The sequence below is a fragment of the Sphingobium sp. JAI105 genome, assembly GCF_015752145.1.
GTDB classification, from domain to species: Bacteria; Pseudomonadota; Alphaproteobacteria; order Sphingomonadales; family Sphingomonadaceae; genus Sphingobium; species Sphingobium xenophagum.
Genome location: NZ_JADOUC010000003.1, coordinates 1 through 14,720 on the forward strand (window position 1 = coordinate 1; position 14,720 = coordinate 14,720).

The following is a 14,720-nucleotide window of genomic DNA, read 5'->3' on the forward strand; positions in this document are numbered from 1 at the left end:
CCACGCCTCCCCGTCCCACCGATAGCCGTCGCGGCCGTTACGGACCTGATATTCCGCCAGATTGAACAGGATCATCGAGCTGGATGAGCCGCCATGTTCCTTATGCAGCATGATACGCGAAGCCGCCATCTCGCCGTTTTTGTAGACGCGGTCGGCATAGTTGTCGGTAGGAGGTTGGGGTGCAGGGGCGTTGCCGGGCATGAGACTGGTGCCACCAGCGCCATGGGCTGCCATCGGCCCATCCATCGCCATGCCGGGCATCGACGACATATCGTGCTGCATCGGCTGACCGCCGGGTGCCGCCTGCATGTCCATGCCGGGCATGTCGTGTTTCATCGTACCGCCCGCCCCATCGGGCATGGTCATGCCAGGCATGCCGGACATGTCGTGGCCGGCATGCGGGTCAGCCATTGGAGGCGTCTTGTTACCGGGCATCTCCATGCCGGACATAGCCCCCATGCCCGACATGTCGTGCGGCGCCGACTTGGGTTTTGCTGCCGGTGCCCGGCGCTTCGGGGTGGCAGGCTTGCCCTTAGCCGTGGGCGCAGCGGCGCGCCTGGGCTGGCTTGCTGGCTTGGCCACCGGCTTTTTCTTCGCCGCTGGCTGAGCAGCAGGCATGTTCATGCCCGGCATATTCTGCATCGACTGCGCGCTGACTGGGGTCGCCAAGGCGAGCGGGGCCGCGCCGATCAGAAGGAGAAGCGACTTCATGCGGCATCTCCCCGGGGACGGACAGAGACGACGCGCATCATCCCGGCATGCATGTGATAGAGCATATGGCAGTGAAACGCCCAGTCGCCGACTGCGTCTGCGGTGACGTCGAAACTTACCTTGCCTCCTGGTGCGACATTGACGGTGTGTTTGCGCGGCGAATACTCGCCATGCCCGGTCACCAGCTCGAAGAAATGCCCATGAAGATGGATCGGGTGCGACATCATCGTGTCATTGACGAGCGTGACGCGGACCCTTTCGTTTTCGATAAAGGGAATGGGCTCGCGCTTGTCACTGAGCTTCACCCCATCGAACGACCACATATAGCGTTCCATATTCCCGGTCAGGTGGATTTCCATCGCGCGGTCTGGCGCGCGAACATCGGGGTTGCGCTCCACCGCCATGAGATCGCGATAGACAAGGACGCGGTGGCCAACGTCTTCGAGACCCTGTCCCGGTTCTCCCGTGCGATCCATCGGCATGGGCGAGATCGTCTGGACACCCGGTCCCATCTTAACCTGCGGCGCTTTGCTGGCGTCGCGCATGTTCATGCCGCCCATTCCGCCCATCGCCATGCCGCCCATTGTATCACCGGACCCGCTGCCCATTCCGGGCATGTTGGCCATGGAACTATCCGCCGGTTTTTGCATGCTTGGCATCGACGCGCCGGCCCCCATATCCATGCCTGCCATCCCGCCCGCGGCAGCTCCGCCGGCAGACATGTCATGCCCCATTGCTGCGTGGTCCATGCCGGACATGCCGCTCATATCCATGTCCCCCATGCCCATGTCCTTCATATCGGCAAGGGGCCGCTTGCGGAGCGGCGGAACTTCGGCCGTCATGCCTTCACGCGGAGCCAGTGTGGCGCGTGCCATGCCCGAACGATCAACGGATTCACCGACCAGCGTGTAGGCGCGATCATCGGTCGGAGTAACGATGACATCATAGGTCTCGGCAACCGCGATCTGAAACTCGTCGACCTCGACCGGCCTGACATTGAGCCCGTCGGCCTGAACAACCGTAAGTTTGAGACCGGGAATCCGGACATTGAACGTCGTCATCGCGGAGGCATTGACGAAACGCAGGCGAACGCGCTCACCTGGCTTGAAAAGCGCGGTCCAGTTGTCCCGTGGGCCATGCCCATTCACGAGATAGGTATAGGTCGAGCCCGTGACATCGGACACGTCGGTCGGATCCATCCGCATATTGCCCCAGTCAAGTCGGTCCTTGAGGGGTTGGTCTTCCTTGGCCAGCAAACCGGCCAGCGTTTGCCGCTGATAATTGAAATAGCCACCGCCGACCTGCTTGAGCTTCCGGAAAATTGCGTGCGGATGCATCTGGCTATGGTCGGAGAGCACGATGACATGCTCTCGATCCGACTGAATCGGATCCTCGCCTTCCGGGTCGATGACAATCGGTCCGTAATGACCTAACTGCTCCTGCAGCCCCGAATGGCTATGATACCAATAGGTGCCAGCCTGGACGATGGGGAACTCATAGACAAAGGTCGACTTGGGCTTGATGCCGGGGAAGCTGATGCCGGGCACGCCGTCGAACTGGAACGGCAAAAGCAGGCCGTGCCAGTGGATCGAGCTGTCTTCCTCGAGATCGTTGATCACCGACAGGCGGACGTTTTGGCCCTGACGCAGACGGATGAGGGGCGCAGGCACAGTGCCATTGATGCCGATGGCATGGCTTTGTCGGCCGTCGATCATCATCATCTGATGCGCGATCTTGAGCGTGATATCGTTCCCGCTGACCGTTGGCAGTGGCTTGGCAATCCCGGACGAAATGGGTTGAGCCCATGCCGGCAGCCATGCCGACAATGCGAGGCCACCGCCGGCCAGCGCAGCGCCGCGGAAAAGGTCGCGGCGGTTCAATCCGGGGGACATAATATCTCCTTGTTCAACGTGCAGCACTTTGGGTCTGAAAAGACGCTTAAGCGCGGTATCTCTTTATCCTTACGCGCGAGCAGCGCGCACCCCTCATTCCTCAGCGAGTATTTCTGCGAGGCGCGCGCGCGCGCGATACAGGCGCGTCTCCACAGCCTTGCTACTGACGGAAAGCGCTTTGGCGGCCTCTGATTGACTGAGCCCTTCGACGGTCCTGAGCATCAGGACTTCACGCAACGTGGCAGGCAATGCGCTGATCGCCGCCGACAGTCGCTCCACCTCTATTTTCGATTCAGCACTGGCATGTGCGGAGGGTGCGTCATCCGGCACTTGCTCAATCTCATCATCCGACGGCGCGGAGCCAAATGTGAAGAGCTGCCGCACCCTCTGGCGGCGGCGCCAATCGCGACATTTGTTAATCGCGATCCGGGATAGCCAGGCGCGCAACGGACGCGCACCATCATATTTCCGCAGATGGCTGAACGCGGATACAAAGCAGTCCTGCGTGAGATCAAGTGCTTCCTCGGCATTCCCGACCAGGCCGCGCACCAGTCGAAATATCGCTGTCTGGTGCCGACGCATAATCTCGGCGAAAGCCGACTGCCGACCGGCAAGCGTCAGTGCCGCTAGTTCACCGTCCGAACACGCCTGGAGATCCAGACTCACCGTGCATCGTCGGTGAGCGCATGAACCACCGCCTGATCGAAGGTCTTGGCCTGATCGGGGCGAAGGATTTGCCGCATGGCGAAGATGTGCCCGAGCGTTTCCTTTTGCAGTTCGCCCATTGCCTGATGCGACTGATCGACGGCCGCGGTCACACGCGGCCCTTCGCCATGTTCGACCTCGATCGCGGCTGCGAGACGCGCATTGTCCGATCGCAGTTCAAGCTCCAGCGCGCGCCGACGCACGGCGAAACCCTGCTCTAGCAGCTCGATCTTGGCCTTCTGACGATCATCCAGATCGAGCTTGCTGTGCAAGACATCGTGGAGCTCGACGCCGGCTGCCTTGGGCTGCGGGAAAAAGTAGCGGCCCAGGAACACGCCCGCAACCGCCGATGCAAAGGCGACGATGGCGACGAGGAGGAGCAATTTGGGCTTCATTGAGAACCTACCAGCAGCGTCGAAGGGGCAAGCGGATTTGATGGCCCGAAAGGCGATAGCGTGACCGACGCCTCGGCACGCGGCGTAAAGCCATTGCTGGCGATACCCAGCAGTACCGCTCCGAAAGCCGCGACCGCACCGAGGCGGAATTGAGACGCGGTCGAAACCTGCGGCAATGCCGCTATGCGTCGGAACACAGCATCCTCCAGACCAATCAGCCCCGGATGCGTCGGTTCGTTGCGTAAGCGGCTCAGCAGCCGGTCCAGGTCGGTATCCATCGAAAAGTCCAATCCTCAATCAATCCGGGGCAACGGCCCAGGACGTGTTCTTTACTTTCCCCTCTATCAGCCTGTCCGTCAAAGCATCGCACATAGCGGGCAGATCTGAGCAACAGCGACGGAGCAGCCGCAACGCTATGGCGCCGTCTTCGTCATGCCGGGCATATCCTTCATCATCGCGTCATGGTCTTCGGGCGCACTGGCTATTGCCGCCTGATATTGGGCGGGTGACATACGCGGAAGTTGCCTTACGAAAGCCACCATATCCCAGATCAGTTCGTCGCTATGGGTCTTACCCCAAGCTGGCATCGCGGTCAGCTTGACCCCATGCTTGATGATCCAGAATTGCTCCTTTGGCGATCTTTGCTCCTCGCGGGAAAGCTCCGGCGCCCTCGGATAGAGTCCCTGGCTGATTTCGGACTTTTCCAGTCCTGGCCCGAGATGGCAGCCGCTGCACATCTCGGTGTAGAGCCCCGCCCCGCTCTGCAGCCGCTTCACGTCCCCAAGGTTGGCCGGGACATTCACATCACGAGATCGCACGGCGATGGAACGATCTCGGAGCTGCTCGATCAGCCAATAGACCGGTTTGGTGTGCGGCGAATCCGCCCCGATGTCATAGGCACCCACATAGACGACGATCCCCGCTAGCGCGCCGCCGACCAGCGCTGTCGCAGCGATAAAACCTACACTTGGAAAGTGCCTGCGCAGCCAAGTCGTCCTAGCATTCTCCATAGCTTCCTCCCGAGCGGCAGCGTCCCTTGGATCCGGGTGGTTCTCACACCCATCCAATTGTCCATACGCACTGCAAGCTTCGATCCCTCATCTGTCGCGCAGATCTCATTCGCAAATCCCGCCGGGGTTCTGATTTGCAGAATTCTTGCGCGCCTGATGAGGGGTGGCGCCGCGTGGTGCGTAATTCGATGTGTCGGCAGTCTCGCCGCCCATGGAGAAATCGATGTTTCGTAAAACAATCTTTGCCGTCGCCATGGCGGCGTCTGTCCTCACCGCTACCGCTGCGCAGGCTCACCCTAAGCTCAATGCCGCCACCCCTGCCGCAAATGCCGTGGTCGCCGCCCCGACCAGAATTCAGCTCGTCTTTTCTGAAGCGCTCGTCGCACAATTTTCCGGGCTCGACCTGACGATGACCGAAATGCCAGGCATGAAGATGGCGCCGATGAAGATGAACGGCGTCAAGGCCACCGTGGGCGCCGATGGCAAGACGCTCGTCGCGACGCTTGCCAAGCCGTTGCCGGTTGGAACCTACAAGGTCGACTATCACGTCGTCTCTGCTGACACCCATCGCATCCAGGGCAGCTACACCTTCAAGGTCCAGTAAGACCGTGCCGGACATCATAGCGATCGCGTTGAGGCTGGGACTTTTCCTCGATCTCATGCTCCTCTTCGGGTTGCCGATGTTCGGCCTCTACACGTTGCGCGGGACTGAGCGGGCATCCGGCTCGGTCCTGCGTTTCCGGTCGGTGTTGGCGACAATCGCGCTGGCCGGTATCGTATTATCTATCCTGGGCATGATGGTCCTGGCGGCCTCGATGGGGGGCGTGCCACTCGATCAGGTAGACCGCGCCACGGTCAATCTTCTCATATCGGGCACTGCGATCGGGACGGTCTGGCAGGTACGGGTCGCGGCCCTCCTGCTCGTGCTCTATTTTTCCATCGTCGGTTGGCGGCGTCCCGCTTTCGCCCTGTGGTCGCTGTCAGCGACCGCCGCTGTCGCTCTGGCGACCTTGGCCTGGACGGGGCATGGCGCTGCCGACGAAGGCTTGCGGGGATGGGTCCATCTTGGTGCCGATATCATCCATCTCTGGGCAGCTGGCATCTGGGTAGGCGCGTTGTTCGCGCTTTGCCTCCTCGTTTTCCGCCCTGCCGCGCGCATGGCGGTGGATCACATTCACCTCTCGCACCGCGCGCTGGATGGATTTGCGAAGGTCGGATCGGTGGTCGTGGCGCTGCTTATCGTGTCGGGTTTGATCAATAGTTGGATACTGATCGGCCCCTCCAATCTGGGATCCATGTTTACCAGCCTCTATGGCCTGCTGCTGGTGGCAAAGCTGCTGCTGTTCGGCTTGATGCTGTTGCTGGCGGCGGCCAATCGCTACTTTCTGACGCCGTCGCTCGCGGCGGCGATCGAGACAGGCAACACCTCCTCGGCGATAGGGTCGCTCCGCCGCAGCCTCGCAATCGAGACCGGCTGCGCCGTTACCATTCTTATCTTAGTTGCCTGGTTGGGGCTGTTGGCGCCACCTGCCTCCGGGATGTAAAAGGCATCAAGGCAGCGCGCGCGATATCGCCTTGATCGCCTTTAGACCCGAGCCAAACCGGGAAATCGCCTCCTTGTGCCGTTCGAGCTCGCCATAGGGAAGATAGGCGATTTCGAGGTCCGCGATCCGGTTGAACGCGGGCCTTGCGATTTGCGCGCGGACTTCGCTTTCGCGAGCGTCAGGAGCGACAAGAAACAATCCGGCTGTCGCGTGAAGATCGCTGCCGCTCAGCGCAAGGTCCAGCATCCGGACGATACCCGAATAGATGGAGGTCGAATGTTCGACTTCGAAGGCTGCCGCGACCCGGTCGCCGCCTTGCTCCAGCCACAAAACATCGATGAGGCGGATCGCATCCGCTCCCGTCGATGTCGAAATGGAAGTTGGCAGGCTCTCGAGGCACCCCTCCCCCAAGCGCACCCCGTCATGCAGCCGTCCCCGGTCATTGGATGCGATCCAGATGTTATACCCCAGCGCTAGACCGATATCGCGCAGCCACGCCTGGATTTCCGAATGGGTGCGGTCACTCTCGCCCTGCTTTTGCAGCGCTTTGTTGAGGGTTTGAGCTTCGGCCCGGGCTTGCTCGAGGCGCGCGGCCCAGGATCTTAGAGTCTGGTCTTCCTCGTCGCGCGGGGGCGCGGGATAGCGGCCCGAGCCGATGTCGAACAGAAGGCCACCAATGGCGCCCAGATCGTTCGACAGCAGATCGCGAAAACGCTCGTTCAGGTCGAGCACGCCCGAGCGCATTGCGAGAAAATGCTGCCAGCTTCCGAGCTTCACCTTGCCGCCGGTCAGCTTGTTATAGCCGTTGACGATCGCCGTGTTGAACGGCGGCACGAGGGTTGGATGCAGGAAATAGAGGAGGTTGGCCACCGCTGGCCCCAGCCCTTTGATGTTCAGACGATCAATCGTGTGAATACCTGCGATGATCTCTTCCGCGGTGTCGCAACAGGCGCAATGGTCCAGCAATCGACCAAACGCGCGTTGGTTCGCCGGGTTTTCATAGATGTCGGGAATGCGCAATTTGGGCTTCCAGAGAAACGCATGGTCCGCGCCCTTGAAGATCTGCCTCTGCTCGGCGACTGAATGAACGACCGTCTCCAGAGAAGAACCGCGATAGGCCACGCCAAACCGACCGGCTTCGATCTCAGCAACCACCTGAGCCAGACCACGCCTGATCGAGCGAAAGTTCTTGATGCGCTCATCCCATAGAAACCAGCTCTGGTACGTCGCGTTCGGGTCTTCCTTCCATCGCTGGATCAGTTGCCGCGCCAGCAATTCAAACTCCGCCAAACCCCGCTCCCCTTTCGCGCCGATCCTCTCCGACGCTAGCACTCCGTCCCGTATTCGACCAGTTTTTGCGTGGTCGCCCCGAATGAAAATCGGTCCTCATTATTTGATATCGTCCGGAATATGCGTCAGCAGGTCACGGGTATAGTCGATCAGGAGATCGCCAGCGGTTGCCCCGTAAAGCGCGGGGAACAAGATGAACGTCAGGAGCTTGGGGACGAAGCTCACGGTCTGTTCGTTGATCGATGTAGCAGCCTGGATCATTGAGATAATCAGCCCCACCACCAACATGATTATCAGCGGGGGGCCAGCGACGATCATGATCACCCAAAGCGCCTGGCCCATCGAGGCCGAGAAAGGGCTGTAGGTCTCCATTGCTCCCACCCGACTATGATGCTGACGCCCCTGCCCGTGATGCTGCAACCTTTGTTGCGGGGCGAGCGACACGGAGCGCGATCGGTTGATTCCAATCCGTCTTCCCCACATCCGCTCGCCCCGGCGCCACGCTGCGACCCGTGGGCACCTCGGCTGTCCATCCTGCCAGGCGATGGGCTTCATCTCAATTTACGCAGCGCTGGCGTTTACCCCTCACGACCCGATCTTTTTTGGAAGAGCGTGTCTCTGTTCGAGGGAAGAGGCATCGTACCGCGTAATATCAGTGACGGCCGAGGTCAGCGAAAGGCTCGCATGTACGATTGCGTCATCATAGGCGGTGGCCCGGCAGGGCTGACAGCAGCCACCTATCTGGGCCGGTTTCTGCGTTCTACGCTGGTCATCGATGCCGGCGACGGCCGCGCGTCCTCCATTCCAGCCACGCACAACCTGATGGGTTTTCCAGACGGCATATCGGGCGACGATCTGCTGTCGCGGATGCGCCGGCATGCCCTGCGTTACGGCGCGAAGCTCTCCGATGGTTTAGCCAATGGGATTGTACAGACCCGGACGGGCTTCCTGGTCACTACAGGTGTCGAGGCCGTCAATACCCGCACGATATTGCTTGCCCAAGGCGTGAGAAATCATCGTCCGCGAATGGCGCTGGAAACGCATGATCGAGGCCTCGTGCAAGGTCTGATACGCTATTGCCCGATCTGTGACGGCTATGAGGTACGCGGCAAGCGGGTGGCCGTGCTGGGGTGCTCAGACCATGGCGCCGCCGAGTCTGTGTTCGTGCGGCACTATAGCGACACCGTCACCTTGCTCGCGCAGGACGGCTCGCAACTGTCGGAGGCCGAAGAGGCAGATCTGGCTCGAGGCGGTATCGCGGTCGAACGCGCCCCTGTCCGAGATTTGTCGATCGATGGAAAGGATCTGATCGCTCAATTGACCGATGGCCGATCGCTTCGCTTCGACACCCTTTATGTTGCCCTCGGAACCTCCCCTCGCTCGGAACTCGCGCACATGGCCGGTGCGAAACTGGACCAGGCAGGGTGCATTGTCGTCGACGAGCATCAACAAACGACGGTCAGCGGCCTGTTCGCTGCTGGCGACATGGTCGAAGGGCTGGATCAAATTGCTGTTGCGGCCGGTCAGGCCGCCAAGGCTGCAACGGCGATCCACAATCTGTTGCCCGGCTGAGACGCCAGCGCAGAATCAGCCATCAAAAATATATGCATGTCGGGCTTGACCCTGACACGATGTCAGACCCCAGATTGCATTTCGTCGATAAGGAGACGAGCCTGTGACTGATCCTGTTCCAGCTAGCAATTCGGGCGCCCATAGCTGCTGCGCCGGCAAGCACGGTGGCGGCACGGACGTGAAAACGGTCAAAGATCCGGTTTGCGGGATGATGGTTGATCCGACGGGAACGTCACATCATGCCTCGCATGACGGCGAGGACTATCATTTCTGCAGCGCGGGTTGCCGCACGAAGTTTGTCGCTGACCCGGAGCGCTACCTGTCCGAGGGTGAGAAGGAGGCGGCAACCGCTCAACCGGGCGCAATCTGGACCTGCCCCATGCACCCGGAGGTCCGCCAGGATCATCCCGGGCCATGCCCGATCTGCGGCATGGCCCTTGAGCCGGAACTTGTGACGGCAGACACTGGGCCGAGCGGTGAACTTCTGGATATGTCCCGGCGTTTCTGGATCGCCTTGCTGCTCACCATCCCGGTGTTTGTCCTGGAGATGGGCAGCCACCTCTTCCCGGCGCTGCACAATCTTGTACCGCCCCAACTATCTGGTTGGCTTCAGTTTGCGCTGGCTACCCCGGTCGTGCTCTGGGCGGGTTGGCCATTCTTTGAACGTGGGTGGGCGTCCGTGCGGACACGGAACCTCAATATGTTCACCCTGATCGCGATGGGCACGGGCGTGGCCTGGGCCTACAGCGTGGTGGCAACCATCGCCCCGTCGGTATTCCCGGCAGCGTTTCGGATGATGGACGGGACGGTCGCGATCTATTTCGAAGCCGCCGCCGTCATTACCGTGCTCGTGCTGCTGGGGCAGGTGCTCGAGCTGCGCGCCCGCGAGCGGACTTCGGGCGCAATTAAGGCGCTACTCAACCTCGCGCCCAAGACCGCGCGCCGCATTGGCGCCGACGGGGATGATGAGGAGGTCTCGCTCGAGCAGGTGGCCGTCGGTGATCGTCTCCGTGTGCGGCCCGGCGAAAAAGTACCCGTCGATGGCAAGGTCGAAGACGGCCGATCCTCGCTCGACGAGTCGATGGTGACGGGCGAGTCGATGCCGGTCACAAAGGCGCTGGGCGATGCGGTCATCGGCGGAACGATCAACCAAAGCGGCGCCCTCGTCATTCGCGCGGAGAAGGTCGGACGCGACACGATGTTGGCGCGTATTGTCCAGATGGTCGCTGACGCCCAGCGTTCGCGGGCACCCATCCAGCGCCTGGCCGATCAGGTCGCGGGATGGTTCGTGCCCGCGGTCCTGCTGATCGCGCTCATTGCCTTTGGCGTGTGGGGAATCTGGGGACCAGAGCCGCGTCTGGCCCATGGCCTGATCGCCGCTGTCGCTGTCCTCATCATCGCCTGCCCCTGCGCCTTGGGGCTGGCGACGCCGATGTCGATCATGGTCGGCATCGGCCGGGGTGCAGGGCTCGGCGTGCTGATCAAGAATGCCGAAGCGCTGGAGCGGATGGAGAAGATCGACACACTGGTCGTCGACAAGACCGGCACGCTGACCGAGGGCCGGCCGTCGGTTACCCGCATCGTTCCCGCGACAAGCTATGAGGAGACCGAGCTGCTGCGGCTTGCCGCCGGCGTGGAGCGGGCATCGGAACATCCGCTGGCGCTGGCCGTGGTCGCCGCCGCCAAGGATAGGGGGATTGCGCTCCCCGAGGTCACCGACTTTGATTCCCCAACCGGCAAGGGAGCGATCGGCACGGTCGATGGCAAGCGCATCACGCTGGGCAATGCCGGCTTCCTGTCAGAAAACGGGATCGAGGTTCGCGCCCTTGAGCCGCAGGCGGATGAGCTGCGCCAAGACGGCGCGACCGCCATCTTCATCGGGATCGACGGACAGGCCGCCGGCATCCTTGCCATTGCCGATGCAATCAAAGAAACGACGGCTGAGGCTATCGCGGCGCTTCGCAAGGAGGGCATCCGGGTTGTCATGCTGACGGGCGACAATCGCACAACAGCACAAGCGGTCGGGCGGAAACTTGGAATCGATGATGTCGAAGCCGAAGTGTTGCCGGATCAGAAAAGCGATGTGGTCTCGCGATTGAAAGCTGAGGGGCGCATCGTGGCCATGGCAGGCGACGGAGTTAATGACGCGCCCGCGCTCGCCGTCGCCGATGTCGGCATTGCGATGGGCTCGGGCACCGATGTCGCAATCGAAAGCGCCGGCGTCACCCTGCTGAAGGGCGACTTGAACGGCATCGTTCGTGCGCGCCGTTTGAGCGAAGCAACGATGTCCAACATCCGCCAGAACCTGTTCTTCGCTTTCATCTACAACGCTGCCGGGGTCCCGATCGCTGCGGGGCTGCTCTACCCGATCTTCGGCATCCTGCTCTCGCCGATCATCGCGGCGGCCGCGATGGCACTGTCCTCCGTCAGCGTCGTGACGAACGCATTGCGGCTCAACCGGGTGGAATTGTGAACATCGGCGCGGCATCGGACGCGAGCGGGGTCTCTCAGCGGATGATCCGCCATTACGAGAAAATCGGCCTGATCCCGTCGGCGGCGCGGCGGGATAGTGGGTATCGCGACTACTCGGATGCCGATGTGCATCGACTTCGGTTCATAGCCAATGCCCGCGACCTCGGCTTTCCAATCGAAGAAATCCGAAAGCTGCTTGATCTATGGTCCGATCGGGCCCGCGCCAGTGCCGAGGTCAAGGCACTGGCAGAGTCCCGCGCAGCCGACCTTGGCCGCAAGGCGGACGCGCTTAATGCGATGCGAGCAGCGCTGATGGATCTGGCGAGGAGCTGTCACGGTAACAATCGGCCGGAATGTCCGATCCTGACGCATCTGGAATCTTGAATCTAGTCTTCGCGCGGGGCCTTCGCGCTCATTTCTGCAACTCGCGACCCGCCAGTTTCGCGAGCCGGCGCGGAAGATCGGCAGCAATCTTGCGTTGCTGTTGAGGCTGCGCCTTCTTCCATGCCCGGCATTCGGGTTTGGACCTACCGCACCCTCGACACCACCCGGTCGTGCCATCGAAACGGCACAGGTCTATGCACGGCGACTTAACAGCAACCTCGTCAGTGGCATTCGACTGTTAGGTGCTTCAACTCATGGACCGGCACGAGCCGGTCGCGGATCACGCCTGCATTGATCCCCGCACTGCCGACCACTCCGACGATGGCGGCATGGGCCTCGGGACCGACACGCCAGACATGCAGATCGGCAATACGCACATCGCCTGGCCCTTCAACGAGATCCTGTATTTCCTCGGCAACATGGCTGTCGGTCGAGTCGAGGAGGACTGAGGCGGTATCTCGCATCAGGCTCCAGGACCAGCGGGCGATTACGACGGCTCCCACGATCCCCATGACGGGGTCCATCCACACCCAGCCAAGGTAGCGGCCTGCCAGAAGGGCCGCGATTGCCAATACCGATGTGAGAGCGTCGGCGAGGACATGCACATACGCCGAGCGGAGATTGTTGTCGCCGCCATGGGCATGATGGTCGTGGGCATGATCGTCATGCCCATGATGGTGGTGGTGGCTGCCCGACAGCAGGAAGGCGCTGAGGATATTCACGCCAAGCCCAACGACGGCAATCAGGGTCGCCTCGCCGAAGGCAACCTTTATGGGCTCGAACAGCCGAAGGATCGATTCAATCCCGATCCCCAGGGCGATCAGGCCCAGCACCAGCGCCGAGGCGAAGCCCGCCAAGTCGCCGACCTTGCCTGTTCCGAAGCTGAACCGCCGGTTCGATGCATGCTGCTTGGCATAGGCATAAGCAATCGCTGCGACACTCAACGCGCCAGCATGCGTTGCCATATGGAAGCCATCGGCCAGCAGCGCCATCGATCCGGTGACATAGCCGGCGAAAATCTCGCCGATCATCATCACAGCCGTCAGCACCACCACCCACAGCGTCCGACGAGCGTTGTCGTCGTGAGAGGCCCCCAGATACACATGGTCGTGCACAAAGGCGTCAATATCGCGGGACGTCGTCATGATCTCAGCCTTATTTCGCGTAGCGGCGTATGACCGCGATCAATTCGTCTGCTCCCGCGGCACGATCTTCGGCCGTGAGGTCGGGGTCCGCCACATGGGCTCGGACATGCTCTTCAATAATCTCGTCCATCAGCCCGTTCATGGCGCCGCGCGCCGCTGCAACGAGATGCAGAGTCGTCGTGCAATCGGCGTTGGCGGTCAGCGCTTTCTCGATCGCCGTGACCTGCCCGGCGATACGTCGCACGCGCTTCAGGAGCTCATCACTGCCTTCGGTCAAATGTCCCATAGCATACCCCCCTACCCTATCTCGTTGGTGATAGCCAGAGCAGTCTCAGGCCCCCGAGCCGCCTAGGCGAGTTCGCGATTGGACAGATAGTCGGCTTACCAGTCAGGCCAATTTATTGAGCAAACGCCCGGCTGCGCCCGCCTCGGCAGCAAGATTGCGATTGTAGGCAAGCGGCATGCGCGGGCTCTTCCAGCGCAGCGCATCCATGATTCCGGCGAGATCCTCGCCGCTTGCGAACAGGTCCTGGTTGAGCCCCACGCGTGTCGAATGCGCGCTGACCCCCTTGAGCAGTCGCGCGAGATCGTCGGCGGTGAGATCGCTCAGAGCCCCGCGATCGAACGCCCGCTGGATGATCGACCGGTAGATCGGTCCGATCGACCCGGGATGCAGGGCAACACTGCCGACATCAAACTCCAACCGGGCCGGCACCGCCGGCTTAGAGAGCGTCTTGCGTAGATCCCAGGTTTCGCGGCTTGAGATACTATCGATTCGACGCCCCTTCACCGCTGCTCGCGCCTTGTAGCGCCGCACCTGGACGCGGCGAAACAGCGGACCAGAGGATATCCCTGCGGATTGCGTCCAGGCCGCAATCGCGCGCACCGAGCGCGGCGACAGGTACGCGGTCGCCCCCTCCCCTTCCTGGTCGCCCTTGCTGCGCTGTATCGTGAGAAGCCGCGCCTCGGGATCGAGCGCCTCGACAATGTGCTCAACCGCGATCGCCACCAACTCGGAGGCGCGCAGCCCCGTATCATAGGCAACCGACAGCAGCGCGCGATCGCGCAGTCCCGGCAGATCGTCGGGGCAGGCCTCGAGCAACGCCCGCACGTTCAGCCCTCGCGGTGCCTCGCGCTCCACATCACGGACCGGCCCCTTGAAGCGCAGCGGCCGTGCCTGGACCTGCGCGGTCCCCTTCTCGCGCCGGATCGCCCGGAGCCGCAGCTTGACCAGCTCGGTCTGCGTCGGATCCTTCAGATCGAGAAGCTGGTGGATCTTCGCGATCGACGCCTTGTAGCGGCCGAGCGAAGCCGGTTTGGCCCCCTTCCCCGCCCTTGCGTCGAGATAGTCAGCCACGAGTTCGGGGGTCGCTGGCAGCGACGCCCTGTGCGAGCACCGACACCAAAGATCGAACGCCTCCAGATCGGATTTGAGGGCGCGGATGCTGTGGGGCGAGGAGGCGGCCTGATAGGCATCGATGAGCGCCTTGTTGACGGTGATCGTCTGGCCGGCCCCAAGCTTCGTCACTTCCCATGCCAGATCGACCCCCGATCCCGATGGCGGGTCCGTCACTGGGCTTATGGCGGGCAGTTGTTCCAC

General features: G+C 61.8%; 16 protein-coding genes and 1 pseudogene. 5 read left to right on the forward strand and 12 right to left on the reverse strand.

Features of this window, described 5'->3' with window-relative positions; genetic code table 11:
* From IWY39_RS23070 to IWY39_RS23095, 6 genes and pseudogenes are all read right to left on the reverse strand, one after another.
* Nucleotides 1-711, reverse strand: a pseudogene (locus IWY39_RS23070) (copper resistance protein B); the annotation flags it as partial.
* A complete protein-coding gene (locus IWY39_RS23075; RefSeq protein WP_021243450.1) occupies nt 708-2,603 on the reverse strand; it encodes a copper resistance system multicopper oxidase in 1,896 nt (631 codons plus the stop codon). The gene IWY39_RS23075 and the pseudogene IWY39_RS23070, both read right to left, overlap by 4 nt.
* A gap of 93 nt (nt 2,604-2,696) precedes the next feature.
* Entirely contained in the window at nt 2,697-3,269 is a 573-nt protein-coding gene (locus IWY39_RS23080) for an RNA polymerase sigma factor (protein WP_021243451.1), read from the reverse strand.
* Nucleotides 3,266-3,703 carry a periplasmic heavy metal sensor gene (locus IWY39_RS23085; protein ID WP_031290470.1) on the reverse strand — a complete coding sequence of 146 codons (438 nt, stop codon included), beginning with the start codon at nt 3,701-3,703 and terminating at the stop codon, nt 3,266-3,268. The genes IWY39_RS23080 and IWY39_RS23085 overlap by 4 nt, the downstream gene beginning before the upstream one ends.
* The gene (locus tag IWY39_RS23090; protein WP_017502274.1) at nt 3,700-3,981 is read right to left on the reverse strand and encodes a hypothetical protein; all 282 of its coding nucleotides are present in this window, start codon (nt 3,979-3,981) and stop codon (nt 3,700-3,702) included. Before IWY39_RS23090 ends, IWY39_RS23085 begins: the two co-directional genes overlap by 4 nt.
* Nucleotides 3,982-4,116: 135 nt before the next feature.
* Entirely contained in the window at nt 4,117-4,713 is a 597-nt protein-coding gene (locus IWY39_RS23095) for a c-type cytochrome (protein WP_017502273.1), read from the reverse strand.
* A gap of 211 nt (nt 4,714-4,924) precedes the next feature.
* On the opposite strand from IWY39_RS23095, the gene copC reads away from it, so the two are divergent.
* Complete coding sequence (gene copC, locus IWY39_RS23100) at nt 4,925-5,317, forward strand: copper homeostasis periplasmic binding protein CopC (RefSeq protein ID WP_051035789.1); 393 nt, start codon at nt 4,925-4,927, stop codon at nt 5,315-5,317.
* 4 nt (nt 5,318-5,321) lie between these two features.
* A complete protein-coding gene (gene copD / locus IWY39_RS23105) occupies nt 5,322-6,257 on the forward strand; it encodes a copper homeostasis membrane protein CopD (protein ID WP_196871738.1) in 936 nt (311 codons plus the stop codon).
* 6 nt (nt 6,258-6,263) lie between these two features.
* Here copD and IWY39_RS23110 read toward each other — a convergent pair whose 3' ends face one another.
* Together IWY39_RS23110 and IWY39_RS23115 are read right to left on the reverse strand one after the other, a co-directional pair.
* On the reverse strand, nt 6,264-7,532 hold the full coding sequence (locus IWY39_RS23110) for a type II restriction endonuclease (RefSeq protein ID WP_231377885.1): 1,269 nt from the start codon (nt 7,530-7,532) through the stop codon (nt 6,264-6,266).
* A gap of 114 nt (nt 7,533-7,646) precedes the next feature.
* The gene (locus IWY39_RS23115) at nt 7,647-7,919 is read right to left on the reverse strand and encodes a flagellar biosynthetic protein FliQ (RefSeq protein ID WP_021243456.1); all 273 of its coding nucleotides are present in this window, start codon (nt 7,917-7,919) and stop codon (nt 7,647-7,649) included.
* Nucleotides 7,920-8,231: 312 nt separating this feature from the next.
* On the opposite strand from IWY39_RS23115, the gene IWY39_RS23120 reads away from it, so the two are divergent.
* From IWY39_RS23120 to cueR, 3 genes are all read left to right on the forward strand, one after another.
* Entirely contained in the window at nt 8,232-9,119 is an 888-nt protein-coding gene (locus tag IWY39_RS23120) for an NAD(P)/FAD-dependent oxidoreductase (RefSeq protein ID WP_021243457.1), read from the forward strand.
* Between the two features lie 178 nt (nt 9,120-9,297).
* Entirely contained in the window at nt 9,298-11,592 is a 2,295-nt protein-coding gene (locus tag IWY39_RS23125; RefSeq protein WP_051187041.1) for a heavy metal translocating P-type ATPase, read from the forward strand.
* On the forward strand, nt 11,589-11,975 hold the full coding sequence (gene cueR, locus IWY39_RS23130) for a Cu(I)-responsive transcriptional regulator (RefSeq protein WP_021243459.1): 387 nt from the start codon (nt 11,589-11,591) through the stop codon (nt 11,973-11,975). The genes IWY39_RS23125 and cueR overlap by 4 nt, the downstream gene beginning before the upstream one ends.
* Before the next feature lie 28 nt (nt 11,976-12,003).
* Here the strand turns inward: cueR and IWY39_RS23135 are convergent, their stop codons facing one another.
* The 4 genes from IWY39_RS23135 to IWY39_RS23150 form a co-directional block, all read right to left on the reverse strand.
* Nucleotides 12,004-12,171, reverse strand: a complete 168-nt coding sequence (locus IWY39_RS23135) for a DUF1289 domain-containing protein (RefSeq protein WP_081659631.1) — start codon at nt 12,169-12,171, stop codon at nt 12,004-12,006.
* Nucleotides 12,172-12,196: 25 nt separating this feature from the next.
* On the reverse strand, nt 12,197-13,120 hold the full coding sequence (gene dmeF / locus IWY39_RS23140) for a CDF family Co(II)/Ni(II) efflux transporter DmeF (RefSeq protein WP_021243460.1): 924 nt from the start codon (nt 13,118-13,120) through the stop codon (nt 12,197-12,199).
* 10 nt (nt 13,121-13,130) lie between these two features.
* Nucleotides 13,131-13,406: a metal/formaldehyde-sensitive transcriptional repressor gene (locus IWY39_RS23145; RefSeq protein ID WP_021243461.1), complete on the reverse strand. Its 276-nt coding sequence runs from the start codon at nt 13,404-13,406 to the stop codon at nt 13,131-13,133.
* 102 nt (nt 13,407-13,508) lie between these two features.
* Entirely contained in the window at nt 13,509-14,720 is a 1,212-nt protein-coding gene (locus tag IWY39_RS23150; protein WP_051187043.1) for a tyrosine-type recombinase/integrase, read from the reverse strand.